The sequence below is a fragment of the Sodalis praecaptivus genome, from assembly GCF_000517425.1.
Taxonomy (GTDB): Bacteria; Pseudomonadota; Gammaproteobacteria; order Enterobacterales; family Enterobacteriaceae; genus Sodalis_A; species Sodalis_A praecaptivus.
In genome coordinates this window covers 2,088,782-2,113,094 of record NZ_CP006569.1, presented here as the reverse complement: position 1 = coordinate 2,113,094, position 24,313 = coordinate 2,088,782, and the positions used below count along the sequence as shown (strand labels likewise).

The window sequence follows — 24,313 nt, the reverse complement described above, 5'->3', positions numbered from 1 at the left end:
GGTAAAACCGTGAGCGCGGCCATGGCGCCAAGGGAGGCCCTGAAAACGGCCTGCGAACACGCCGCCGCGGCAGTTGCGGGGCCAGCGGCGCTGGCGCGAGGGGGATAAAGGCGTAGACGGCGCCCCTGCGCACAAACGCAAACGGCACAATGGCGCAACTGGCCGGCAAGCGGACATGGCATGTCACCGCGTCTCTCCCACCGGGACGATACGCTGTTAGCGCGGCTCGCCGCCAACGGGGCATAACCTGACACCGCGTCTCTTCCGCCGGAATGATGACGACCGGCGGATCAAGGGGGCGCAGTTACTTCACCGGTAACTTGATGTCCTTGAACATGGCTTCGATGTCTTCATTGGAACGCAACGCCACCGCCGTATCCACCACATCGCGGGTCAGATGTGGCGCGAAACGATGAATAAAATCATACATATAGCTGCGCAGGAACGTACTGCGGCGAAAGCCAATCTTGGTGGTGCTCTGGGCGAACAGATCGTCGGCGTTGATTTTAACCAGATCCGGATCCGCTTGGGTATTCACCGCCATATTGGCGATAACGCCGACGCCCAACCCCATGCGCACGTAGGTTTTGATCACATCCGCATCGGTGGCGGTGAATACGATACGCGGCGTCAGGCCGGCGCGATTGAAGGCGGTATCCAGCTCGGAACGGCCGGTAAAACCAAAGGTATAGGTCACCAGCGGATATGCCGCCAGTTCGTCAATCGTCAGCGATTTATGACCGGCCAGGGGATGATCCGGCAGCACCACGATGGCCCGATTCCAATGATAACAGGGCAGCATCACCAAATCGTCATACAGATGCAGCGCTTCGGTGGCAATGGCGAAATCCGCGACGCCCTTTGATACCGCTTCGGCGATTTGGGTCGGCGAACCCTGATGCATATGCAGCGACACCCGCGGGTAGCGCTCGATAAACCCCTTGATCACGTCCGGCAGGGCGTAGCGCGCCTGGGTGTGGGTAGTCGCCACATACAGCGATCCTTTATCAGGATAAGTATGCTCCCCCGCCACCGCCTTGATGGCGTCGACCTTGGACAGCACCTCACGCGCGATGCGGATGATCTCCTGGCCCGCCGGCGTAACCTGGGTCAGATGCTTGCCGCTGCGGGCGAAAATCTGCACGCCGAGTTCATCCTCCAGCATCCGCACCTGCTTACTGATGCCGGGCTGAGAGGTGTAGAGCCCCTCGGCGGTAGAAGAGACATTCAGGTTGTGGTTAACCACTTCCACAATATAACGAAGTTGCTGCAATTTCATTTGCTTGTCCTGACGAATACCCTGAACCTGACGCACGGCGAGAGGCCGCCGAGCAGGCGACTCACCCGGTTCCGCGAAAGCGCTTAAAAGCGTTGGTTATGACTAATACTATTTAATCATAAAAAAACACTTAATATCACTTAATTATCAATTAAAAAAAAAGCCAACCGCGAGGTTGGCTTGGTGGCGGCAACGCCGTTACTTTTTGGTCACCTGCCAGTGGCCATCCACGTAGAAAGCGGTCCAGCCGGTGGCTTTGCCGTCTTTTTCCGCCGAGACATATTGCTGCTTGGTTTTCCGGCTAAAACGCACCAGGGTGCTATTGCCTTCGTCATCCTCGACGGGCGCATCGGCCAGATAGCGCAGTTTTTCCGGCAGGCGGTCGCGGAAACGGGCCAGCTCCGCCACCAGCGGCGCGCGGGTTTCACGGGATTTCGGGAACGTGTTGGCGGCCAAAAAGACCCCCGCCGCGCCGTCACGCAGTACAAAGTAGGCGTCCGACTTCTCGCAAGGCAGCTCGGGCAGCGGCACCGGATCTTCTTTCGGCGGTGCCACATCGCCGTTGCGCAGGATCTTGCGGGTGTTCTTACAGTCATCGTTGGTGCAGGCCATGTATTTGCCAAAACGCCCCAATTTCAAGTGCATATCGGCGCCGCATTTTTCACACTCCACCACCGGGCCGTCGTAGCCCTTGATCCGAAACTCACCCTGTTCGATATCGTAGCCGTCGCACAGCGGGTTGTTGCCGCAGACGTGGAGTTTACGCTGGCCGTCGATGACATAGCTGTCCATCGCGGTACCGCATTTCCCGCAGCGGCGGCGCGCGCGCAGCGCGTTGGTTTCCGCATCGTCGCCCTCAAGCACGTTCAGGGTTTCCGCTTCCGGGATCAGATTAATGGTGTTTTTGCAGCGCTCTTTCGGCGGCAGCGCGTAGCCTGAACAGCCCAGGAACACGCCGGTGCTGGCGGTACGAATCCCCATCTTGCGGCCGCAGACCGGGCAATCGATGCTGGTCATCACCATTTGATTGGGCCGCATACCGCCCTCTTCGGGATCTTTTTCGGCGTTTTCCAACTGCTGGCTGAATTTGTCGAAAAACGCGTCAAGCACGCTTTTCCACTCCTGTTGATTGGCCGCCACCTGATCGAGGGTATCCTCCATGTTGGCGGTAAAATCGTAATTCATCAGCTCGCGGAAGTTCTCTTCTAAGCGATCGGTGACGATTTCGCCCATTTTCTCCGCATAAAAACGGCGATTTTCCGCATGGACATAGCCGCGATCCTGAATGGTGGAGATGATCGACACATAAGTCGACGGCCGGCCAATGCCGCGTTTTTCCAGCTCTTTCACCAGCGAAGCCTCGCTGTAGCGGGCGGGCGGCTTGGTGAAATGCTGGCTGGGCAGCAGCTTGCTCAGCGTCAGCGTCTCGCCCGCCTCCACCGCCGGCAGGGTCCGATCTTCATCGCCCTTGCGCAGCGCCGGCATCACTTTGGTCCAGCCGTCGAAACGCAGGGTACGCCCGCGGGCGCGCAGCTGAAACTCGCCGGCGGTGACGGTCAGCGTCGTGGAGTCGTATTGCGCCGGCGTCATTTGACAGGCGACGAATTGACGCCAGATCAGCTGATACAGTTTCTGCGCGTCGGCTTCCATGTCTTTCAACTGCTCCGCCAAGGCATTGACATCGGAGGGGCGGATCGCCTCATGCGCTTCCTGGGCGTTATTTTTACTGGCATATTCGTTGGGCTGTTTCGGCAAATACGGATTGCCGAATGACGCGCTGATATAGCCGCGCGCCATGTTAAGCGCATCCTGACTCAAATTGGTGGAGTCAGTACGCATATAGGTAATATGTCCGGCTTCATACAGCCGCTGCGCCAACATCATGGTTTTCTTTACGCCATAGCCCAGCCGGGTGCTGGCCGCCTGCTGCAGCGTTGAGGTGGTGAACGGAGCCCCCGGTTTGCTGCTGGTTGGCTTATCGTCACGATCGCTGACCACATACTCCGCATTTTCAAGCCCGTCGAGCGCGGCCTGAATTTGCTGCTGATTCACCGGCTTAAAGGGTTTTTCCTGCTGATGCGTTACCTGCATCGCCAGGGGAGACGCCTGCGCCGTCTGTAGATCGGCGTGTAGTTCCCAATACTCTTCCGGCACAAAGGCTTTGATTTCCCGCTCGCGCTCCACGACCAGCCGCACCGCCACCGATTGGACCCGTCCAGCCGACAGGCCACGGGCGATTTTTTTCCACAGTAAGGGCGAGACCATATAGCCCACGACACGGTCCATAAACCGCCGCGCCTGCTGGGCGTTGACCCGGTCAATATTCAGCTCGCCCGGCTGTTCAAAGGCCTGAGCTATCGCGTTGCGGGTAATTTCATTGAAGACCACCCGGCTAAAACGCTTATCATCGCCGCCGATAACTTCCCGCAGATGCCAGGCAATCGCCTCCCCTTCGCGGTCAAGGTCGGTTGCGAGGTAGATATGATCGGCTTTTTCCGCTAGCGCTTTTAGCTCGGTCACCACTTTCTCTTTACCGGGCAAAATCTCATACTGCGCTTTCCAGCCGTGGTAGGGATCGATACCCATCCGGTTGACCAACGCGCGCTGCGGGTCCGGTTTGCCTTTTTTCTTTTTACTGGCGTCGGCGCTCTTTTGACTGGCTGAACCGCTGGTCGGCAAATCGCGGATGTGACCGACGCTGGACTTAACCACGTAGTCTTTGCCTAAATATTTATTAATCGTTTTGGCTTTGGCCGGCGATTCAACGATAACGAGAGCTTTACCCATTTTTACCTTTACCTGAGTGATGTCTTCTGCAATAAGAAGTTTTTTGCGCCAGACCCTGGCTGGGCATACCTCTTTTTTTATATTGCGGCAGCGCCGCCAAAAATCAACCTGTTTTTGTCGCGCTCACACGACCGAAGCACAGTAGGTCAACTTCTTGTTAATTCGCTTATTTTTATAATAAGCGCCGGCAGGCGCTGCTTATTTCCCCGCTAATCGGTAACAAAATAACCACCCGATGCGCGGAGGGCCACACTGTACATGATAAAAAAACTGGTGCAACCAATAAGCGGGGGAAAAAATGGTTTTACCCGCTACGCAATTAGCAAAACCGTAAACTAAACGAATAAACCTTAGTCGGTTTGCCGACAAACACAACAGAGTATTACAATAGGGCATGCGTTAACACAGGAGTGACAAATATGCACAGCAGCACCATCGCTATCGACAGAAAAAGTCTGTTAGAAGAAGCAAACCGGATAATTCGCGACCATGAAGACTATATGCACGGAATGCTGGCCACCGAGGTGGAACAGAAAGGGCCGGTGCTGGTTTTTCGCGGTGACTTTTTTCTTGATGAGCAGGGAATACCGACACAGAAAACCACCGCCGTGTTTAATATGTTCAAGCATCTCGCCCACGTCTTATCGGAAAAATATCATCTGGAGGACTGATATAGCGCCCCGGTGCCGCAGCCGACGCCGTCATGAACGCCCGGCGTCCGGCCCAATTGGCCGCCATCGACATTCAACGCGGGTTAAACCCCGTGCCGGCGCGCGTTATCAAACGAAAGACCGGGCTGAAAGATTCAGCCCTGCCGGGGCGTCGCCCGTTACGCCTGATGAGAAATTTTACGAGAGCAATGCCGAAGCGAAATGCGCGCCAAACCGCCGTTCGCGCGTGGAAGCGCGAGGCTTGCGTTGAAACTAGACAGTATCTCAACCTGCCGGGCGCGCCGCTTTCGTTGCGAAAGCGCGTGGAACGCGGCATAAGAATGACCGCTTCTCGGGCAATAAGTTATTTCCCACCCCTCGCAGGGGGCCAGGCCCAGAGTCAGGCCGCCTGGGTGCGGCGAAACCCTCTGGCCCCAATGTCACTCTAGCGGCGATAGCCTGCGGCGGCGCAGCAAGCCTGCTGCGGCCAGCGTGTTACAGCAGCGGCTTGTGCGAGCGCTGCCAATAGCGCAGAAGCCGCTGTTCCAGACTCAACGCGGCGCTATCGGTGAAGCGGCTCATCCAGCGTTTCGGCCGGCTAAAACGCACGCTTATTACCTCATGGCGCGCCAATTGCTCAATAAGCACATCGTCGCTGGTCCCGATAGCATCCACCAGCCCCAAATGCTGCGCCTGCTCGCCATACCAATGTTCGCCGGTGGCGACGGCGTCCACATCCAGCGCGGGACGCATGCGCTGAACAAAGGTCTTGAACAACTGGTGGGTTTCATTCAGCTCCTGCTGGAACTTTTCGCGTCCGGCGGGGGAATTTTCGCCAAACAGCGTCAGCGTGCGTTTGTAGGCGCCGGCGGTATGTAGCTCCATATCGATATCGTTACGTTTTAATAAGCGATTGAAGTTGGGGATCTGGGCAACCACGCCGATGGAGCCAATAATGGCGAAGGGGGCCGCAACAATGCGGTCTGCAACGCAGGCCATCATATAACCGCCGCTGGCGGCGACCTTGTCCACCGCCACGGTGAGCGGTATGCCCTTTTCCCGCAGCCGTTGAAGCTGCGATGCTGCCAGGCCGTAACCGTGAACCACCCCGCCGGGGCTTTCCAGGCGCAGCAGCACTTCGTCTCCCGATTTGGCAACCGACAGCACGGCGGTAATTTCTTCGCGCAGCGAGCTCACTTCGCCGGCATCCATACTGCCGGTGAAGTCCAATACGTACAGACACGAACGTGACGCCGCGTTGTCACCCCGCTTCGCCCGCAGTTTGGCCTGTTTGGCGTCGGCTTTATCCTGCTTTTTGTGCCGTTTATGCCAAATGCCCTTCTCGGCGTCACCCACCCGGGCCAGCTGCATTTCACGCTGCCTTTCGCGATACTGTTTGCCCAGGTCCTGGATGTGAATCTGTCCTTTGCGCTGGCGCGACCGCATGCGTAAGCCAAACACCAGCAGTAATAGCGCGCCGATGGCCAGCACCACGGTAAGGGTTTTGGCCAGAAAAAGTCCGTACAGCGAAATCAATTCCACAAAACCGCCTTGCTAATAATGAGAACCGTTGACAACTATTCTAGCCAAGGCGTCGCGCCGCGTCGCCTGAAAAATCAGAATATTGCCGCCGGGGTCGAGGGTCCCCGCCCCCCGCCGCCGCAGATTGAGCCGGCGGTCCTGCGGCATACGCTGACGCCAAGCCGGCCACCGCCGCTACAGGTCAGGCCTGCGGTCATGCGGCATACGTAGACGCCAAGCCGGCCACCGCCGCTACAGGTCAGGCCGGCGGTCATGCGGCATACGTAGACGCCAAGCCGGCCACCGCCGCTACAGATTGAGCCGGCGGTCCGGCGACCTGCGCTGACGCCAAGTCGCCACCGCCGCCGCGGCAGGGACACGACCCGCGGGCCAAACCCGGGTCACCGTGACGGCAATGCCCCCGGCCTCGGCGTCGATGAGGTCGACATCGGATTCCCGGCGATTGAAATACCCTGCTGGATCAGGCATAAAAAGAGCTAAGTCTGTCCATGGGAGCCGCGATAATCGCCGATTGGCGGCAACGTTTCCTAGCTGAGGAGTGAGGCGTGTATTATCAGCCCAAACGTAATTTACTGGATCATAAACGCATTCTAGTGACCGGCGCCGGTGACGGCATAGGCCGCGAGGCGGCCCTGACCTATGCCCGCCACGGCGCATCGTTGCTGTTGCTCGGTAGAACTGAACATAAACTGAACACGGTGAAACAGGCCATCGCCGAGGCCGGCGGGCGTGAGGCTCGGGTATTGGTGCTGGATTTGGCCTGCACCGAGCCGGCGCCCTATCAACGGCTGGCCCAAAGTCTTAGCGACGAAATTCCCCATCTGGACGGTTTGCTCAACAACGCCGGCCTTTTGGGGGAAATCGTGCCCATAGCCGAGCAAACCCCCGCGCGCTGGTCAGAAGTCATGGCGGTGAACATCAACGGCACCTTTATGCTAACGCAAGCGCTGCTGCCGCTGCTGCTTAAAGCCAGCAACCCGTCGCTGATTTTCAGCACCTCCAGCGTGGGCCGCCAGGGCCGGGCAAACTGGGGCGCTTATTCGGTATCCAAGTTCGCCACCGAAGGGATGATGCAGGTACTGGCGGAGGAGTATCCCGCATCGACGCTGCGGGTCAATTGTATTAACCCCGGCGGCACCCGTACCGGCATGCGCGCCAACGCGTTTCCAACTGAAGATCCGGAGCGGCTGAAAACCCCGGCCGATATCATGCCTATCTATCTTTACCTGATGGGCGACGACAGCCGGCGTAAAACCGGCATCAGCTTTGACGCACAGCCCGATCGTAAACCCGGTCCGGCGAGCTGATACCCGGCCGCTATTGCCGCCACGGCGATGCGGCCTTGATGGAGAGGGCTTTTATGGATGCCAGGCGTCATCAACAGCGTCAGCAGCGGTTAAAAGAAAAAGTCGATGCCCGTATCGACGCCGCGACCGAACGGCGCGGGATCGTGATCGTCTTCACCGGCAACGGTAAAGGCAAGACCACCGCGGGTTTCGGGACCGTGACCCGCGCCGTGGGCCATGGGTTACGCGCCGGGGTGGTGCAGTTTATCAAAGGCCAGTGGCCTAACGGCGAGCGCCGGCTGCTGGAGCCGCACGGCGTCGAGTTCCAGGTGATGGCCACCGGGTTTACCTGGGAGACGCAAAGTCGCGAACTTGACGGCGCCGCCGCGCGCGATACATGGCGCCACGCCCGGCGAATGCTGGCGGACGACACGCTGGATGTCGTGCTGCTCGATGAGTTGACGTATATGATAAGCTACGATTATCTGGACCGCGAGGAGGTCATCGCCGCCCTTAACGCGCGTCCCGCGAGGCAAAGCGTCATCATCACCGGGCGCGGCTGCCACCGACAGTTGCTGGACATGGCGGATACCGTCAGCGAGATGCGGCCGGTTAAACACGCTTTCGATGCCGGCATCATGGCGCAGCAGGGCATTGACTGGTGACACTGTCACTTAATGGGCTTTTTTTTAATTGCCGCCGCAGGCGCCTGCCGTATAACGTGACGCGGTCACCTTACACGGCATCCCGACGGCGCCCCGCTCTGGGGGCGCGTCTTGCACCCGGGCGGTATTCCCCCCTGGCGCCGTTGCCGTTAGCCTATGCCGTTATTGCGCTTGCTGCTTTGGCCGCCGCGGCGCGAGGGCGCTCGCTGGCTGCTGCGCTTGACCGCCCGCCGGATCTGCGTGGCCTTCAGGCGGCGGCGATCGCGCTCTACCGGCAGCTTGGTCACCGATTCAAGCGGCAACTGCACTTTTTCACGCAGGTAATTGATATTGTCGAGCGGTAGTTCGGTCCACCCGCCGCGCGGCAGCCCCTTGGGCAGCGTGACGTCGCCGTAACGCACGCGGATAAGCCGGCTGACCTGAACGCCCACCGCCTCCCACAGGCGCCGCACCTCGCGATTGCGCCCTTCCGTCAGCGTCACATTGTACCACTGGTTCAGGCCCTCGCCCCCTTGGAACGTCAGGCTGCGAAAGGCCGCCGGACCGTCTTCCAGCTGTACGCCACGGGTCAGCTGCCGCAGTTTTTCCTCATCCACCACGCCGAAAACACGCACGGCATATTCCCGTTCGATTTCACAGCTCGGGTGCATCAAGCGATTAGCCAATTCTCCGTCGGTGGTAAATAACAATAGCCCCGACGTATTAATGTCCAGGCGGCCGACGGCCACCCAGCGGGCATTATTAAGACGCGGCAGGCGATCAAAAACCGTTGGCCGCCCCTCGGGATCGCGGCGCGTACAGAGTTCGCCTTCCGGCTTATAATAAGCCAACACGCGGCAAAGCGCGTCTTCCACCGGTTTAATGGTGATAATGCGGCCATCCACCCGAATCTTGGTGGTGCTGGTGACCTCTACGCGATCGCCCAATGTTGCGACGTTACCGTCTACGCTCACGCGGCCTTGTTCAATAATGGCTTCGATTTCTCGGCGGGAACCCTGTCCGGCACGGGCCAGGACTTTTTGCAGTTTTTCGCTCATGGCGAACCTCGCATGTCGCCTTCACAGGCGTCAGATGGATGTAAATACATTAAAATCAATGAGTTAACTTAAATCACTTGCGCCATTATACAGCAATACACTACCCGCTGTAAGCTTTATTCGCCCGCGCGAGCATTGCTGGGTGAAACGAGGCCGCGTCCGTCACCGCCGCGGCAGTAAGATTACGAGCGGCCGCTCTGTCTTGCGGTAACGGTTCTCGAGCCGGGGTCATTGCTTTGTACGGCACCTGCCTCCCTCGACGCTCAGCCACTGCTCACCCCCTGCGCCCGTCGGCGGGCAATCCTTTGCGCCGCGCCAGCACGACGCTAAGCCCATCGGCGGAGATGCCGCTGACTGCAACGAGCGGGAGCTCAGCCGCCGGCGGCCTGTGCAATCACGCTACGGGAGAGCATCTCGGCGCCGCCCTAGCCTGCAGTCAGTTTATCAGCGCCCCACTCGCCGCCGCTTGCCTCACAAAAACGGCGAGACATCGCCCACCCCCTGGCGTACCACCCGCGGCGCCGGGTCGGTCAGATCGATGACCGTGGTCGGTTGCTGGCCGAGGAAACCGCCGTGGATGACCAGATCCACCTGTTTACCCAGATGGTCGCGAATAGACTCCGGATCGGATTCAGCAAAATCATTGCCCGGCAGCATTAAGGTGGTGGACATCATCGGTTCATCCAGCGCCTCAAGCAGCGCCAGCGCGATGGGGTTCGACGGCACGCGCAGGCCGATGGTTTTGCGTTTGTCGCTCATCAGCCTACGCGGCACTTCCTTGGTGGCCTTCAGGATAAAGGTATATTTGCCGGGGGTATTATTTTTCATCAGCCTGAACGCCTGATTGTCTACCTGCGCATAGGTGGATAATTCAGAAAGATCGCGGCAGACCAGCGTAAAATTGTGATGGCCGTCCAACTGGCGAATGCGACAAATGCGCTCCATGGCCGTTTTGTCTTCAAGCTGGCAGCCCAAGGCGTAACCGGAGTCGGTAGGATAGACGATGACCGCGCCTTTGCGCAGCAAATCAACCGCCTGGCTGACCAGACGCGGCTGCGGATTATCCGGATGAAGGGTAAAAAACTGACTCATTAATCAAACACTCCTTATTAGGGCGGCCGGCAAAGGACACGGGCTGCCAGGTTTATCCCTCTGCGGTGGCGGGGGGATGGGCGGCAGGCAACACAGGCCAGTCACGCCATACCGGCTCAACCCCTCCCGGCAGCCACAACTTGCGACCCAGCTCAATCCATGCGCAGGGTTGATGAAAATCGGACCCTTGTGAAGCAAGAAGGTGATAATCACGGGCGTAGCCCGCAAGCTGACTCCTTTCCTGCGGCGACTGCTGACACTGGGCGACTTCCATGGCGTCACCGCCGGCGGCGGCAAACTGCGCCAGCAACCGTTTCAACCACTTGGCCGAGAGTTGATAACGCCCCGGGTGCGCCACTACCGCCTGTCCCCCTGCTAGGTGGATCGCTTCAATCGCTTCTTCTATTGTACACCACTGTGGCGGGACATAGCCGGTTTTCCCCCGCGACAAATATTTTTTAAACACGTTGGCGACGTTGCTGGCCACGCCCAGGCTCACCAGATAGCGCGCGAAATGGCCGCGGGTGACCAGATCGTCCTGCGCCAGTTGTCTGGCCCCGTGCCAGGGATCATGAATACCCGCCTTTACCAGCCTCTCGGCGATGGCCCGCGCGCGCGCCAGGCGATGCGCGCGCTGTGATGCCAAAAGCGTCGTTAGCGCCGGGTGAGAAGGCGCCATGCCCAATCCGACTATATGAATTTCGTGGTGTTGCCAGAGGGTGGAAATCTCCACCCCCGCCACCAGGTTAAGCGGCAAGCGCAGCGCCGCAATCGCCTCCCGGGCAGGCGCGAGGCCAGCAACGGTATCATGATCGGTTATCGCCAGCACCGTGACGCCCATCGCCTGGGCGCGCACCACCAGCTCCCGGGGCGTGAGCAGGCCATCGGAGGCGGTGGTATGGCTGTGCAGGTCATAAATCACCCGTAGGGGGGATGTCATCGGTTGTGCTGTCAAGGGAGTCTGCCTATGGTTTCATTGCCCTCCATGATAGCGGTAAACCGAGCTGAATCGAACTAGTGGATTTATTTTCGTCAGCGCTACCATTAAGGTTGACTTTTTATCTCTGAACTAGTTTACTAGTACGCAGTTAAACACACGCCTTCGAGATGCTAAAAATGATGACATCTATAACCGTACTGCTTCGCTGGTGGCGCACCTCCCTTTAGCGGGTGGTGTTATCATGCGTCGCTGTCATCAGACAGAGCAAGACCCCACTAGCCCGCTGCATCAGCGGGCTTTTTCATGGGCGACAATCAGGAAATCAGATAATGCAAATGCCAACCAGCCAGTACCAGATAGAATTGCTGCACGCGCAGGCCCCTTACCGTCCCGACCCTACGGCGATGTTCAACCAGTTGTGCGGCGCCCGTCCCGCGACACTGCTGCTGGAATCGGCCGAGATTGATAAGAAGCATGATCTCGAAAGTATGATGGTTGTCGATAGCGCGCTGCGTATCACCGCCCTCGGCCAGACCGTCACGCTGCAGGCGCTGAGCGCCAACGGCGCCGCGCTGTTGCCGCTTCTGGACGCCGCTTTGCCGCAGCAGGTCACGGTCATTACCCACCCCTACGGCCGCGAGTTAACCTTCCCGGAGACGGAACAGGCCGTGGATGAGGACGCCCGCCTGCGCTCGTTGTCGGTTTTTGACTGTTTGCGCCTGCTGTTGACGCTGGTTGGCCAGCCGCCGGACGCGCCGAAAGCGATGTTTGTCGGCGGCCTGTTCGCCTATGATCTGGTCGCGGGCTTTGAATCCCTGCCGCCGCTGCGTCCTGGCCAGCGCTGCCCCGACTACTGTTTCTATCTCGCCGAAACGCTGCTGATCCTCGATCATCAGCAGCAGACCTGCGAATTGCAGTGCAGCCTGTTCAGCGCCAATGCGGCGGAAAAGCAGCGGTTGCAGCACCGGCTTGAGCAATTACAGCATCAGCTTACCCAGGCGCCGGAACCGATCCCGCATCAGGTCATCGACACCATGACGTTGACCTGCAGCCAGAGCGACGAGGAGTACGGCCAAATCGTGCGCCGCATGCAGCAGGCGATCCGCGAGGGGGAAATTTTCCAGGTGGTGCCGTCGCGGCGTTTCTCCCTCCCCTGTCCTTCGGCGCTCGCCGCCTATCATACGTTGAAGAAAAGCAATCCCAGCCCGTATATGTTTTTCATGCAGGACAATGACTTTACCCTGTTCGGCGCCTCGCCGGAAAGCTCGTTGAAATACGCCCCCGACTCCGGGCAGATTGAAATTTACCCCATCGCCGGCACCCGCCCCCGCGGTCGCCGCGCCGACGGCACGCTCGATGCCGATCTCGACAGCCGTATCGAGCTGGAAATGCGCGCCGACCATAAAGAGCTGGCCGAACATCTGATGCTGGTGGACCTGGCGCGCAACGATCTGGCGCGTATCTGCGAGCCGGGCACCCGCTATGTGGCCGATCTGACCAAAGTCGATCGCTACTCCTTCGTGATGCATTTGGTGTCGCGGGTGGTAGGCCAGCTGCGCGCCGACCTTGACGTGCTGCACGCCTACCGCGCCTGCATGAACATGGGCACCCTGAGCGGGGCGCCGAAGGTCCGGGCGATGCAGCTTATCGCCGAAGCCGAAGGCGAACGCCGCGGCAGCTACGGCGGCGCGATAGGGTATTTCACCGCCGCCGGCGCGCTCGATACCTGCATCGTCATCCGTTCCGCCTATGTCGAAGACGGCATCGCCACGGTACAGGCCGGGGCGGGCGTGGTACTGGATTCCGTGCCCCAGGCGGAAGCCGACGAAAGCCGCAACAAAGCACGCGCCGTTTTGCGCGCCATTGCTACCGCCCACGACGCAAAGGAGCTGTTCTGATGGCCGACATCCTGTTACTCGATAACATCGACTCATTTACCTATAATTTGGTGGATCAACTGCGCGCCAACGATCATCGGGTGGTGATTTACCGCAACCGGCTGCCGGCCGCACTGATCACGCGGGCGCTCAGCGAAATGGAAAATCCGATCCTGATGCTGTCGCCGGGGCCCGGCGCACCGGCCCAGGCCGGCTGTATGCCGGCACTGCTCACTCAACTGCGCGGCCGGTTACCGATCATCGGCATCTGCCTGGGGCATCAGGCGATAGTGGAAGCCTACGGCGGCCACGTCGGCCAGGCGGGCGAAATTTTGCACGGTAAAGCCTCGCCTATCCGCCACGACAATCAGGGCATGTTCGCCGGTCTGCCGAATCCGCTGCCGGTGGCGCGCTATCATTCGCTGGTCGGCAGTCAGGTACCGGACTCGCTGACGGTTAACGCCCACTATAACGACATGGTGATGGCGGTACGCAATGACGCCGATCGCATCTGCGGCTTCCAATTCCACCCTGAATCCATTTTAACCACCCAAGGCGCACATTTGTTAAATCAAACGCTCGCTTGGGCGCTGGCGTAACCACAAGGACCTTTTTATGCAAGCGATACTGGAACATCTCTACCAGGGCGGACGAATCAGCCGTGAACAAAGCCAGCAGCTGTTCGGGGCCATCATTCAAGGGCAATTGGCGCCGGAACAGCTGGCGGCCGCCCTTATCAGCATGAAAGTGCGCGGCGAATACCCGGAGGAAATCGCCGGCGCCGCCGGTGCGCTGCTGGCCGACGCCAGCCCGTTTCCGCGTCCCGATTATCCTTTTGCCGATATCGTCGGTACCGGCGGCGACGGCAGCAATAGCATCAATATCTCCACCGCCAGCGCCATCGTCGCCGCCGGCTGCGGCGCCCGGGTGGCCAAGCACGGCAACCGCAGCGTATCCAGCCGCTCGGGTTCTTCCGACCTGCTGGCGGCGTTCGGCATCCGGCTGGATATGCCGGCGGCGCTGTCGCGCCAGGCGTTGGATGAACTGGGCATGTGTTTTTTGTTCGCGCCGCAGTATCATTCCGGCTTCCGTCACGCGATGCCGGTACGGCAACTGTTGAAGACCCGTACCCTGTTTAATGTGCTGGGGCCGCTGATTAACCCGGCCCGTCCGCCGCTGGCGCTGATTGGCGTCTACAGCCCGGAATTGGTATTGCCCATCGCCGAAACGCTGCGCGTGCTGGGCTACCAGCGCGCCGCGGTGGTCCACGGCGGCGGCATGGACGAGGTGGCGCTGCACGCGCCGACCCAGGTGGCGGAGCTGCGTGACGGCGCGATTGAAAGTTACACCCTGAGCGCGGCGGATTTCGGCCTGTCGCCCCAGCCGGCAGAGGCGCTACGCGGGGGGTCGCCGGAAGAAAACCGTGACATTTTGGCGCGTTTGTTACAAGGTAAAGGTGAACACGCGCATGAATCCGCCGTCGCCGCCAACGTGGCCCTGCTGCTCAAATTGTTCGGGCAGGAAAATCTCCGTGACAACACCCATCGGGCGCTGGAGGAAATTCACAGCGGTGCCCCCTATGCGCGCGTGATGGCCCTGGCAGCAAGAGGATAAGAAAGTCATGCAGGACACGGTACTTGCGAAGATCGTCGCAGACAAATATGAATGGGTAGCCGAGCGTAAACGGCTGCAACCGCTGGAGAGTTTCCGTCATCAGGTGCAACCCAGCACGCGCAGTTTTTATCACGCGCTGTCCGGTACCCGCACGGCGTTTATCCTGGAATGCAAAAAGGCGTCGCCGTCCAAAGGCCTTATCCGCGCCGATTTTGACCCGGTCGCTATCGCGGGCGTTTACCGGCATTACGCCTCCGCTATTTCGGTACTGACCGACGAGAAATATTTCCAGGGCAGCTTCGATTTTCTGCGCCAGGTGAGCCGCACGGTGAGCCAGCCGGTATTATGTAAAGATTTCATCATCGATCCGTGGCAGATTTATCTGGCGCGGCTGCATCAGGCGGACGCGATTCTGCTGATGTTGTCTGTCCTTGACGACGACACCTACCGCGAGCTGGCGGCGGTGGCCCATAGCCTGAACATGGGCGTGTTGACCGAGGTCATCAGCGACGACGAGCGGCAGCGCGCGATTGCGCTGGAAGCAAAAGTGGTGGGAATCAATAATCGCGATTTACGCGATCTGTCTATCGATTTGAACCGCACCCGCACCCTGGGCCCGCGTCTGCCGGCCGGCGTCACGGTCATCAGCGAGTCCGGCATCAATCATTATCGCCAGGTGCGCGAACTCAGCCACTACGCCAATGGCTTTTTGATCGGCAGCGCGCTGATGGCCGAACCCGACTTGACGATGGCGGTACGCCGGGTGCTGCTCGGGGAAAACAAAGTCTGCGGCCTTACCCGCGCCGCCGATGCCCGCGCCGCCCTGGAGGCCGGCGCGCTCTACGGCGGACTGATTTTTGTCCCCGGCTCCCCGCGCTATGTGGAGGAAGACACCGCCCGCGCCGTGATGGCCGGCGCCCCGCTTCGCTATGTCGGGGTGTTTCGCGATGCGCCGGTGAGCGAGGTCGCCGCGAAAGCCAGCGCGCTGTCGCTGGCGGCGGTCCAGCTGCACGGCGGCGAAGATCAGGCCTACATCGACGCGCTGCGTCAGGCTCTGCCGCCCGACTGCCGCATCTGGAAAGCGCTGGATATGCGCCACGCCCTGCCGGCACGCGATCTGGCCCAGGTGGATCGCTATGTGCTCGATAACGGCGGCGGCAGCGGCAAGCCTTTTGACTGGTCGCTGTTAAACGGAGCGACGCTGGACAACGTGATGCTGGCGGGCGGTCTGGCGGCGGATAACTGCGTGGCCGCGGCGCGCCTCGGCTGCGCAGGACTGGATTTCAACTCTGGCGTAGAAAGCGCGCCGGGTATTAAAGATCATCATAAATTGGCTACGGTATTTCAGACGCTGCGCGCCTATTAACCATCAGCCTGACACCGTGAGAGACAACAGAGCATGACACGACTTAATCCCTATTTTGGCGAGTTTGGCGGCATGTACGTGCCGCAAATCCTGATGCCTGCGCTCATTCAGCTGGAAGAGGCGTTCGTCAGCGCCCAGAGCGACCCGGCGTTCCAGGCCGAATTCAGCGATCTGCTGGTGAATTACGCCGGTCGGCCGACGCCGCTGACGCTGTGCCGCAACCTGACCGCCGGGACCCGGACCAAACTTTATTTGAAACGCGAAGATCTGTTGCACGGCGGTGCCCATAAAACTAATCAGGTGCTGGGGCAGGCGCTGCTGGCCAAACGGATGGGCAAAACCGAAATTATCGCCGAAACCGGCGCCGGCCAGCACGGCGTGGCCTCAGCCCTGTCCTCGGCGCTGCTGGGGCTGAAATGCCGGATTTATATGGGCGCCAAAGACATCGAACGCCAGTCCCCCAACGTCTTTCGTATGCGGCTGATGGGCGCCGAGGTCATTCCGGTGCACAGCGGCTCCTCCACCCTGAAAGACGCCTGTAACGAAGCGTTGCGCGACTGGTCCGCCAGCTATGAACGCGCGCACTACATGCTCGGCACCGCCGCCGGTCCGCACCCCTTCCCGACCATCGTGCGCGAATTCCAGCGGATGATAGGCGAGGAGACGCGCGCGCAGATGCAGGAGCAGGAGCAGCGCCTGCCGGATGCGGTCATCGCCTGCGTCGGTGGCGGCTCTAACGCCATCGGCATGTTCGCAGATTTCATCGATGAACCCGACGTGCGTTTGATAGGCGTGGAGCCGGGCGGCCTGGGCATTGAAACCGGCCAGCACGGCGCGTCGCTGAAACACGGCCGCACCGGCATCTACTTCGGTATGAAATCGCCGATGATGCAGTCCGCCGAGGGGCAGATTGAAGAGTCCTACTCCATCTCCGCCGGCCTGGATTTCCCGTCGGTGGGCCCCCAGCATGCTTACCTTGATAGCATCGGCCGCGCCGAGTACGTATCGGTCACCGACGAAGAAGCCCTGGACGCCTTCCGGCGTCTCTCGCGCCATGAGGGTATTATCCCCGCATTGGAATCCTCCCACGCGCTGGCCCATGCGCTGCGGATGATTAAAGCGGAGCCGGAGAAAGAGCAGATCCTGGTGGTTAACCTGTCCGGGCGCGGCGATAAAGATATTTTCACCGTTCATGATATTTTGTCGGCGCGAGGAGAAATTTAATATGGAACGCTATCAGCAATTATTCGGCCGGTTGGCGGCCCGCAACGAAGGTGCTTTCGTGCCGTTTGTGACGCTGGGCGATCCCAACCCCGCGCTTTCGCTGCAAATCATCGATACGCTCATCGACGCCGGCGCCGACGCGCTGGAGTTGGGCATCCCGTTTTCCGATCCGCTGGCGGACGGCCCCACTATCCAAAACGCCAACCTGCGCGCGTTTGCCTCCGGCGTCACGCCGGCGCACTGCTTTGAGATACTGGCATCGATTCGCGCCAAATACCCCGAGATACCCATTGGCCTGCTGATGTACGCTAATTTGGTGTACAACGACGGCATTGACGCTTTCTACGCCCGCTGCGCCGACGTCGGCGTCGACTCGGTGCTGGTGGCGGACGTGCCGCTGCAAGAGAGTCTGCCGTTTCGCCAAGCCGCGTTGCGCCATGGTGTCGCGCCCATCTTTATCTGCCCGCCCAACGCCGACGATGATCTGCTGCGCGAAATCGCCTCCCACGGCCGGGCGTATACCTACCTGCTCTCGCGCGCCGGCGTCACCGGCAGCGAAAAACGGGCCAATACGCCGCTGGCGCATTTGGTCAATACCCTGAAGGCGTACCACGCGGCGCCGACCCTTCAGGGGTTCGGCATTTCCGAACCCGATCAGGTGCGATCCGCTTTGCAGGCCGGTACCGCCGGCGCCATCTCCGGCTCGGCCATTGTGCGGATTATCGAAAACCATGTGGATGATCCCGCTTTGATGCTGGAAAAACTGGCGCAATTCGTGCGCGAAATGAAGGCCGCCACCCGTTCCTGACTGGCGCAAACACGTTTTATCAGCAACACTGTCAATGCCGGACGCCCGCAAAGCGCCGGCGATAAAACCGAATAAATAACGACAACGCATTCCATCAAGGAGAGAATATGAACGTGTGGAAAGTCGCCGCCAGCCTGTTAACCCCTCTTTTATTAGCCTTCGCGCTGAGCGGTTGCGCGCCAACCGCAAAGTCTGAGGGAACCGGCGGCTATATTGACGATACGGTTATCACCGCGAAGGTGAAATCGGAATTGGTCCGCGACGATCGTCTGAAAGCGCGGGAAATCAATGTCGAAACCTTTAAAGGCCGCGTGCAGTTAAGCGGTTTTGTGGGGTCCGCCTCCGAAGCCAGCCTGGCGGTTCAGGCCGCGCGCGGCGTGGCCGGCGTGAAGTCGGTGGAAAACGATATGCAAATCAAATAACCCACGTCAGGTTTAGCGGTGTTAGCCGGGGGCGCGCAGGCGCCCCCTTTTCTTGGCCGAAAGCCGTCAGAAGCGATAGCCGACGCCAAACATAAACGCCCAGGGATTGATATCGGTATGAATGGATTGCTGCTGACCGCCGGCCTTGAAGCGGACATCGGTATCGATATCCATATACCACACCGACATATTAATCAGCCAGTTATCGCTGACGTTATAATCCAGCCCCGCCTGCCCGGCCAGACCCCAGGAATGCTTCAAGCTCAAATCGCTTAAGCCGAGATCCTCGCCCTTCTGATTGAAATGGGCATCATAAAAGGTGGTGTAGTTCACGCCGATACCGATATAGGGCCGCAGCTTGTCTTGGGCATCGCCAAAATAATATTGCGCCATCAAGCTTGGCGGCAATTGTTTGACCTTGGCGATATTGCCGGTGCTGTTAAGCCCGACGCGGTGACTGAACGGCGTCGCCGCCAACAACTCGACACCGATGTTATCGGTGATCATATAACCAAAGGTCAGCCCCAGTTGCGTGTTATTGCTGACATTGAACTCGCCCAGCCCCAACACATTATCCGAACTCTCGCTGGGCCGGACGGTAATACTGCCGGCACGGGCGATAAAATCACCGGCCTGGTGGGCGAATACGGGTTGACTAAAAAGAATAGCGGCCACGGACGCGGCCAAAACGGTTGTTTTCATACCCTGCTCCATTGCTATTTTGCTTACCGTTAGGGGTAAATTTGATCCTTATCACCTTCCGAACCCTCGGTGGCGTAGAGGCGAATTGATATGCATCACCGATAACAAGCGTTATATCAATTCCCCTACTATTTACGGGTTGATCCATATCAACGGAACGGCAACAACAGCAAAAAAAGCGGTGATAAGTCATTTCTGTTGCTTTCAGGCGGCGGGCTGGGTAGTTTGCGAGTGTGTCAGTTCGGGTTCGACGTTGTGGCCTCGGTGGATAACAGCATGAACGATGATGGCAACCCCTGCATGTCCTGCGGCGCCTGCTGCGCGCGCTTTCGCGTGTCTTTTTATTGGGCCGAGGCGGATGACGGCGCCGGCCAGGTGCCTGCGGCGTTAACGGAACCGCTCACGCCTTTTCTACGCTGTATGGCGGGCAGCAACGATCGCCCGCCGCGCTGCCGCGCGCTGCTGGGACAAATCGGCTGTAGCGTGAGCTGCGCCATTTATGCCTCGCGCCCGTCACCCTGCCGCGAGTTCCGCATGAGCGGCGAAGAGGGCCTGGCGAACGCCGCGTGCGATCGCGCCCGGGCGCACTATGGCTTACCGCCCTTGGCGCGACCGGCGGCGCAGTGGGAGAAAATCATGCCGCACTCGCCCCGGGATGATGCATTAGGGTGCCAAGCCGTGGATTAACAGGGTAGAATAGCGGGCTAGCCTATTTATTGATTGTTTTGCCAAGGAGCCCCCATGCCAATTATGGCAAGTACCCTGTACCGCGACATGCTGAATTTTTTCCGTAATCAGTTTGCCAGTATCGTGCTATTGGCGCTGCTGACGGCGCTGATAAGCGTGGTGCTGGGACATGCGCTGTCCCCGGGCAGCGAGCAGCTGATGACGCTCAGCGACGGTACCCATATGGGCGACACTGCCGACATGAGCCTGCAGCAATTGGTACAGCAGATGTCGGTCGAGCAGCAGCGCGTGTTGCTGAAAGCCTCCGCCGCCGGTACCCTGGCCGGTCTGGTCGGCAACGTCCTGCTGGCGGGAGGATTGCTGACCATGATTCGCCTGGTATCCAATCGCCAGCCGGTCAGCGTATTGCGCGCCATCGGCCTGTCGGCGCCGCTGTTGCCGCGCCTGCTGCTGCTTATTTTTCTCACGACGTTGCTGGTGCAGTTAGGCCTGTTGCTGATTATCGTACCGGGTATCCTGCTGGCCATCGCTTTTAGCCTGGCGCCGGTCATTGCCACCAGCGATAATCTGGGCGCCATTAAATCCATGCGCCTGAGCGCCAGTCTGGCGTTTGCCAATCTTCGGCTGCTGGCGCCGGCGGTGCTGTTCTGGCTGTTGGCTAAAGCGGCGGTGCTTCTGCTGGCGACCCAGTTCACGCTGGTGTCATCGCTGGTGGCGGCGGTATTATTAAATGGTCTGAGCAATCTTATTTCCGCTCTGCTGCTAATCTATCTTTATCGTCTGTATATGTTGTTGCGGCAGGCCTGATGGCGGCGTTTACCCTCTTTACCGGTGGACTTTGTTATGAAGCAGTTTCTTGATTTCCTGCCCTTGGTGGTGTTTTTTATTGTCTACAAACTGTACGACATCTACTACGCCTCCGGCGCATTGATTGTCGCCTCCGCGCTGGTATTGGTTTATACCTGGCTGCGCTATCGCAAAGTAGAAAAGGTCGCCCTGATTACCTTCGTGCTGGTAGCGATATTCGGCTCGCTGACGCTTTACTATCACAACGCGGAATTTATCAAGTGGAAGGTGACGGTAATTTATACGCTGTTCGCCGCGGCACTGCTGATAAGCCAATTCGTCCTCGGCAAGCCCCTCATTCAACGTATGCTGGATAAAGAGATCCATCTCCCGGCGCGGGTTTGGAACAATTTGAATATCGCCTGGGCGGTGTTCTTCCTGGCCTGCGGCGCGGCGAATATTTATATCGCGTTCTGGCTGCCGCAGAGCGTTTGGGTAAATTTCAAGGTTTTTGGCCTCACCGGCCTGACGCTGGTGTTTACACTGCTCAGCGGAATTTATATCTACCGCCATATGGCGGAGGATGAACGCAATAATAATACCCATTAATCCTGCGCCTTTGGCGCGGGTGATGTTAAGCGGGAGTGATGATGAGCGAAGTGATTAAGCCGCCCAGCGGCGAAATGGTGCTGCGCACGCTGGCCATGCCGGCGGACACCAATGCCAACGGCGATATTTTTGGCGGCTGGCTGATGTCGCAAATGGATATTGGCGGCGCTATTTTGGCGAAAGAGCTGGCGCAGGGCCGGGTCGTGACGGTGCGCGTCGACGGCATGACTTTTTTGAAACCGGTGGCGGTGGGCGATGTCATCTGTTGCTATGCCCAATGTCTGAAAACGGGGACCAGTTCGTTGACCATCAATATCGAGGTATGGGTGAAGAAAGTGTCATCGGAGCCCATCGGCCAGCGCTACCGGGCTACCGAGGCGGTATTTACCTACGTCGCGGTGGATAACAGCGGCAAACCCCAGCCGCTGCCGCCTGACAAGCGCCAGCTCAACGGCGCCCGGTAAGCCTCTTTCGTTCGGCGGCTGCGCCGGTGCCGGCCTGTTTACCCGCCGTGACATCCTCTCTTGACGCGCAGGCACCCGCCGTTGGCCGCACGTCCATTTGCACCTTGCACGCCGTGCGCCGGCGGCACTATGGCCGTTCATCCGCCCCCGACAATGATTGCGAAAAGCCGGCCTAGCGCCGGCCCCGTCCCGCTAGTCGCCGCTGCTGACGCCCTGAATATCAAATTGGAATTTGACCGTCATATTGGCGGTGGGCTTGCCGGTCTCATAGGTCCAGCGGCGCATCGCTAAACGAACATCGCGCTCGAACATATTGCGCGGCTGGGCCGAAACGATACGTATATTTTCCACCCGCCCCTCGGCATTAACGTCATACATCACGCTAATACGGCCCTCAATCCCTAACGCTCTGGCCCGCGGAGGATAAATAGGGTTGCTGCGAAACGTCGCCCGCGGCGCGCTGCTAGCGCTTTTCACGCTGCTGCTCGCCGGCGCGCTGGTAACCGGCGCGGTAGCCGGGCGAACCGGCGGCGCGCTGGGGGCGGGCGACGCCGGGCGCGTCTCGGGTTTTGGCGTCCGCGGCTTGATCTCCCGGTGCCGCTCGGGTTTGGGTTTTGGCTTGGGCTTCGGCACGGGTTTGGGCACCTGTACCGGCGCCGGAGGCTCGGGTACCGGTTCGGGTTCCGGCTCAGGCACGGGCTGCGGCGCTACTTCCGGCTCCGGCGCCACAGGTTGCGGATCGGGCGGTTGCTCAACCGGCGGCGCCTGCTGCGGTTCGGGCGCCACCAGCATAACGGTCATGGGCTGCTCGACGGCGGAAGGTAAACTCATCGGCGGGACCGTGGCATAAAGTAATGCTGCGACCAAAGAGGCGTGTAATCCGGCAGACGCAATAAACGGCCAGGAAAAGCGACGAGTCTGATTCAAAATAGTTAACGCCATATCATTGGAAGTCGTGGTTGAGGGCAAAGTTTAAATGCAAATAGCAATCATATTCAATAACTGTCAGCGATCTCTTTATCGTTTAGCGTTTTTATCTGCCTGAGCGCTAGCGCTTCGGACTTTTCGCGCCCTGCGCGCAGAGTTTTGGACCTTCACTCTACGCCTTTAACCGTCTACGGTGCAGAATTCACGGTTTAATCAGACGGCCAAACTTTTCGTTGCGCTGCAGGGTGCAATATCATAACGTGAATTACTTTTCCTCATTCCAGGTTGGGAGTCTTACCGTGCTCTATGTTATCTATGCCGAAGACGTGGCCGATTCGTTAGAAAAGCGCCTGTCCGTTCGCCCTACTCATTTAGCGCGTCTTCAGCTGCTGCGGGATCAGGGTCGCCTGCTCACCGCCGGCCCCACCCCGGCCATAGACAGCAACGATCCCGGAGCGGCGGGTTTTAGCGGCTCAACGGTCATCGCCGAATTTGATTCCCTTGAAGCAGCCCAAGCCTGGGCGGAGGCCGATCCCTATGTTGCCGCCGGCGTGTATGCCAAGGTGCACGTGAAGCCCTACAAAAAGGTTTTCTGAGGTTAGCGTGGCGATGGCGTGCCCCGCGGGCACGGCCGGCAAAGCGTTTAACCGCATTGGCGAAGCGGGCAACGCAGCCAACGGAGGCACAGGAGGTTGCCCGGCAGACTGCACGTGCCTTCAGCCGACAGCCATAATGGACACCATCTCACATCGCGGCGTCAAACGTGAGTCGGCCGTCGCGGGCCGGATTCGAGCGATGGCGCTTTCTCGCCCGTTGCGTTCCCGACCGCGATCGCTTTCTGAGTCCCCTATCATCGCCAACGTTGCCCGCGGTCATGTTATTGCGGAATGATTAAGGTCTGTCCTGGATAGATCTTGTCTGGATCGCTGAGCATCGGTTTGTTGGCGGTGAAGATTTTCATATAATCATTGGCGTTGCCATACTGCGACTTCGCAATTTTACTTAAGGTATCGCCGGCGACGACCGTATAAAATCGACTGGCTGGTTTAGCATCCGCGATAGCGGGCGACTCAGCGGTATTGGCCGCGGTGGCAGAGGTGATTTTGTCGTCAACGCCGCTGATACCGGCGACATTACCAATCGCCACCAAAATTTTTTCCTTCAATTCCTGGCTGATATTTTCGCCGGTCACCGTCGCTTTATCATCCGCGACATCAATATTGACGTTATCTGCGCCGGGCAGACCCAATTTCTGGATGTGTTCTTTGAGCTTGGCGCTCTTTTCCGTATGATTGCCGGCGACCGCGTCCCACACCTTTTCACCCGCGTCTTTAACGAAATTCAATAAACCCATTTCATTCTCCTCTCGGTCATCATTTCAAGTCAACGCCAATTGATTAGCACCGTAATAAAGGATAGCACAACGGATTTACCCGCCAGATCGCGGGGGGAGTCAGGCGTTCAGCCCGGCGGCCGGTACTCCACGCCCGGCATAACCGCGCTAAAGTGAACCCCTAGCAGCGGCGCCATGGCGTGACGAGATGAACGC

24 protein-coding genes, 1 pseudogene and 1 other annotated feature are annotated in these 24,313 nt (G+C 59.2%); of the genes and pseudogenes, 15 read left to right on the top strand and 10 right to left on the bottom strand.

What is annotated here, in order from left to right; genetic code table 11:
- Positions 1–304: 304 nt before the first annotated feature.
- Entirely contained in the window at positions 305–1,279 is a 975-nt protein-coding gene (cysB, locus tag SANT_RS09445) for an HTH-type transcriptional regulator CysB (RefSeq protein WP_025422047.1), read from the bottom strand.
- Between the two features lie 198 nt (positions 1,280–1,477).
- A complete protein-coding gene (gene topA / locus SANT_RS09440) occupies positions 1,478–4,066 on the bottom strand; it encodes a type I DNA topoisomerase (RefSeq protein WP_025422046.1) in 2,589 nt (862 codons plus the stop codon).
- Between the two features lie 419 nt (positions 4,067–4,485).
- Here topA and SANT_RS09435 point away from each other — a divergent pair, with 419 nt between their 5' ends.
- Positions 4,486–4,737, top strand: a complete 252-nt coding sequence (locus SANT_RS09435; protein WP_025422045.1) for a YciN family protein — start codon at positions 4,486–4,488, stop codon at positions 4,735–4,737.
- A 474-nt stretch (positions 4,738–5,211) separates the two neighbouring features.
- Here the strand turns inward: SANT_RS09435 and sohB are convergent, their stop codons facing one another.
- Together sohB and SANT_RS24070 are read right to left on the bottom strand one after the other, a co-directional pair.
- Positions 5,212–6,258, bottom strand: coding sequence for a protease SohB (gene sohB, locus SANT_RS09430; RefSeq protein ID WP_025422044.1), 1,047 nt, complete (start codon positions 6,256–6,258; stop codon positions 5,212–5,214).
- A gap of 288 nt (positions 6,259–6,546) precedes the next feature.
- On the bottom strand, positions 6,547–6,726 hold the full coding sequence (locus SANT_RS24070) for a hypothetical protein (RefSeq protein ID WP_148296261.1): 180 nt from the start codon (positions 6,724–6,726) through the stop codon (positions 6,547–6,549).
- Between the two features lie 77 nt (positions 6,727–6,803).
- Here SANT_RS24070 and SANT_RS09420 point away from each other — a divergent pair, with 77 nt between their 5' ends.
- Both SANT_RS09420 and cobO read left to right on the top strand, forming a co-directional pair.
- Complete coding sequence (locus tag SANT_RS09420; RefSeq protein ID WP_025422042.1) at positions 6,804–7,565, top strand: YciK family oxidoreductase; 762 nt, start codon at positions 6,804–6,806, stop codon at positions 7,563–7,565.
- Between the two features lie 53 nt (positions 7,566–7,618).
- The gene (gene cobO, locus SANT_RS09415) at positions 7,619–8,209 is read left to right on the top strand and encodes a cob(I)yrinic acid a,c-diamide adenosyltransferase (RefSeq protein ID WP_025422041.1); all 591 of its coding nucleotides are present in this window, start codon (positions 7,619–7,621) and stop codon (positions 8,207–8,209) included.
- A gap of 149 nt (positions 8,210–8,358) precedes the next feature.
- On the opposite strand, the gene rluB is transcribed toward cobO, so the two are convergent.
- From rluB to rnm, 3 genes are all read right to left on the bottom strand, one after another.
- Positions 8,359–9,246, bottom strand: coding sequence for a 23S rRNA pseudouridine(2605) synthase RluB (gene rluB / locus SANT_RS09410; RefSeq protein WP_025422040.1), 888 nt, complete (start codon positions 9,244–9,246; stop codon positions 8,359–8,361).
- A 471-nt stretch (positions 9,247–9,717) separates the two neighbouring features.
- Positions 9,718–10,338 (bottom strand): L-threonylcarbamoyladenylate synthase, encoded by a 621-nt coding sequence (locus tag SANT_RS09405; protein WP_025422039.1) that lies wholly within the window; start codon positions 10,336–10,338, stop codon positions 9,718–9,720.
- A 52-nt stretch (positions 10,339–10,390) separates the two neighbouring features.
- Complete coding sequence (gene rnm, locus SANT_RS09400; protein WP_038668439.1) at positions 10,391–11,278, bottom strand: RNase RNM; 888 nt, start codon at positions 11,276–11,278, stop codon at positions 10,391–10,393.
- A gap of 167 nt (positions 11,279–11,445) precedes the next feature.
- Between rnm and trpL the strand changes: the two genes are divergently transcribed.
- From trpL to SANT_RS09365, 7 genes and pseudogenes are all read left to right on the top strand, one after another.
- The gene (trpL, locus tag SANT_RS24875) at positions 11,446–11,505 is read left to right on the top strand and encodes a trp operon leader peptide (protein WP_148296350.1); all 60 of its coding nucleotides are present in this window, start codon (positions 11,446–11,448) and stop codon (positions 11,503–11,505) included.
- Positions 11,479–11,583, top strand: a sequence feature (Trp leader region). It overlaps the preceding gene by 27 nt.
- A gap of 30 nt (positions 11,584–11,613) precedes the next feature.
- Positions 11,614–13,176 (top strand): anthranilate synthase component 1, encoded by a 1,563-nt coding sequence (locus SANT_RS09395; protein WP_025422037.1) that lies wholly within the window; start codon positions 11,614–11,616, stop codon positions 13,174–13,176.
- Positions 13,176–14,769: pseudogene (gene trpD, locus SANT_RS24695) on the top strand (bifunctional anthranilate synthase glutamate amidotransferase component TrpG/anthranilate phosphoribosyltransferase TrpD). Before SANT_RS09395 ends, trpD begins: the two are co-directional and overlap by 1 nt.
- A 7-nt stretch (positions 14,770–14,776) precedes the next feature.
- Positions 14,777–16,135: a bifunctional indole-3-glycerol-phosphate synthase TrpC/phosphoribosylanthranilate isomerase TrpF gene (trpCF, locus tag SANT_RS09380; protein ID WP_025422034.1), complete on the top strand. Its 1,359-nt coding sequence runs from the start codon at positions 14,777–14,779 to the stop codon at positions 16,133–16,135.
- A 33-nt stretch (positions 16,136–16,168) separates the two neighbouring features.
- The gene (gene trpB, locus SANT_RS09375) at positions 16,169–17,359 is read left to right on the top strand and encodes a tryptophan synthase subunit beta (RefSeq protein ID WP_025422033.1); all 1,191 of its coding nucleotides are present in this window, start codon (positions 16,169–16,171) and stop codon (positions 17,357–17,359) included.
- Position 17,360: 1 nt separating this feature from the next.
- Complete coding sequence (gene trpA / locus SANT_RS09370) at positions 17,361–18,167, top strand: tryptophan synthase subunit alpha (RefSeq protein WP_025422032.1); 807 nt, start codon at positions 17,361–17,363, stop codon at positions 18,165–18,167.
- 107 nt (positions 18,168–18,274) lie between these two features.
- Positions 18,275–18,589, top strand: coding sequence for a BON domain-containing protein (locus tag SANT_RS09365; RefSeq protein WP_025422031.1), 315 nt, complete (start codon positions 18,275–18,277; stop codon positions 18,587–18,589).
- 66 nt (positions 18,590–18,655) lie between these two features.
- On the opposite strand, the gene ompW is transcribed toward SANT_RS09365, so the two are convergent.
- Positions 18,656–19,291, bottom strand: coding sequence for an outer membrane protein OmpW (ompW, locus tag SANT_RS09360; protein WP_025422030.1), 636 nt, complete (start codon positions 19,289–19,291; stop codon positions 18,656–18,658).
- A gap of 276 nt (positions 19,292–19,567) precedes the next feature.
- Between ompW and SANT_RS09355 the strand changes: the two genes are divergently transcribed.
- Genes SANT_RS09355 through yciA form a run of 4 tightly spaced genes read left to right on the top strand, consistent with a single transcriptional unit; the run spans position 19,568 to position 21,837 of the window.
- Positions 19,568–19,978 carry a YkgJ family cysteine cluster protein gene (locus SANT_RS09355; protein WP_025422029.1) on the top strand — a complete coding sequence of 137 codons (411 nt, stop codon included), beginning with the start codon at positions 19,568–19,570 and terminating at the stop codon, positions 19,976–19,978.
- A gap of 54 nt (positions 19,979–20,032) precedes the next feature.
- Positions 20,033–20,785 (top strand): YciC family protein, encoded by a 753-nt coding sequence (locus SANT_RS09350; RefSeq protein ID WP_025422028.1) that lies wholly within the window; start codon positions 20,033–20,035, stop codon positions 20,783–20,785.
- Between the two features lie 36 nt (positions 20,786–20,821).
- On the top strand, positions 20,822–21,373 hold the full coding sequence (locus tag SANT_RS09345) for a septation protein A (protein WP_025422027.1): 552 nt from the start codon (positions 20,822–20,824) through the stop codon (positions 21,371–21,373).
- Between the two features lie 41 nt (positions 21,374–21,414).
- The gene (gene yciA / locus SANT_RS09340) at positions 21,415–21,837 is read left to right on the top strand and encodes an acyl-CoA thioester hydrolase YciA (protein WP_025422026.1); all 423 of its coding nucleotides are present in this window, start codon (positions 21,415–21,417) and stop codon (positions 21,835–21,837) included.
- A gap of 192 nt (positions 21,838–22,029) precedes the next feature.
- On the opposite strand, the gene tonB is transcribed toward yciA, so the two are convergent.
- Positions 22,030–22,779 carry a TonB system transport protein TonB gene (tonB, locus tag SANT_RS09335; RefSeq protein ID WP_038668436.1) on the bottom strand — a complete coding sequence of 250 codons (750 nt, stop codon included), beginning with the start codon at positions 22,777–22,779 and terminating at the stop codon, positions 22,030–22,032.
- A gap of 284 nt (positions 22,780–23,063) precedes the next feature.
- On the opposite strand from tonB, the gene SANT_RS09330 reads away from it, so the two are divergent.
- Positions 23,064–23,360, top strand: coding sequence for a YciI family protein (locus SANT_RS09330; RefSeq protein ID WP_025422024.1), 297 nt, complete (start codon positions 23,064–23,066; stop codon positions 23,358–23,360).
- 281 nt (positions 23,361–23,641) lie between these two features.
- On the opposite strand, the gene lysM is transcribed toward SANT_RS09330, so the two are convergent.
- The gene (gene lysM, locus SANT_RS09325; RefSeq protein WP_025422023.1) at positions 23,642–24,118 is read right to left on the bottom strand and encodes a peptidoglycan-binding protein LysM; all 477 of its coding nucleotides are present in this window, start codon (positions 24,116–24,118) and stop codon (positions 23,642–23,644) included.
- Positions 24,119–24,313: the final 195 nt, after the last annotated feature.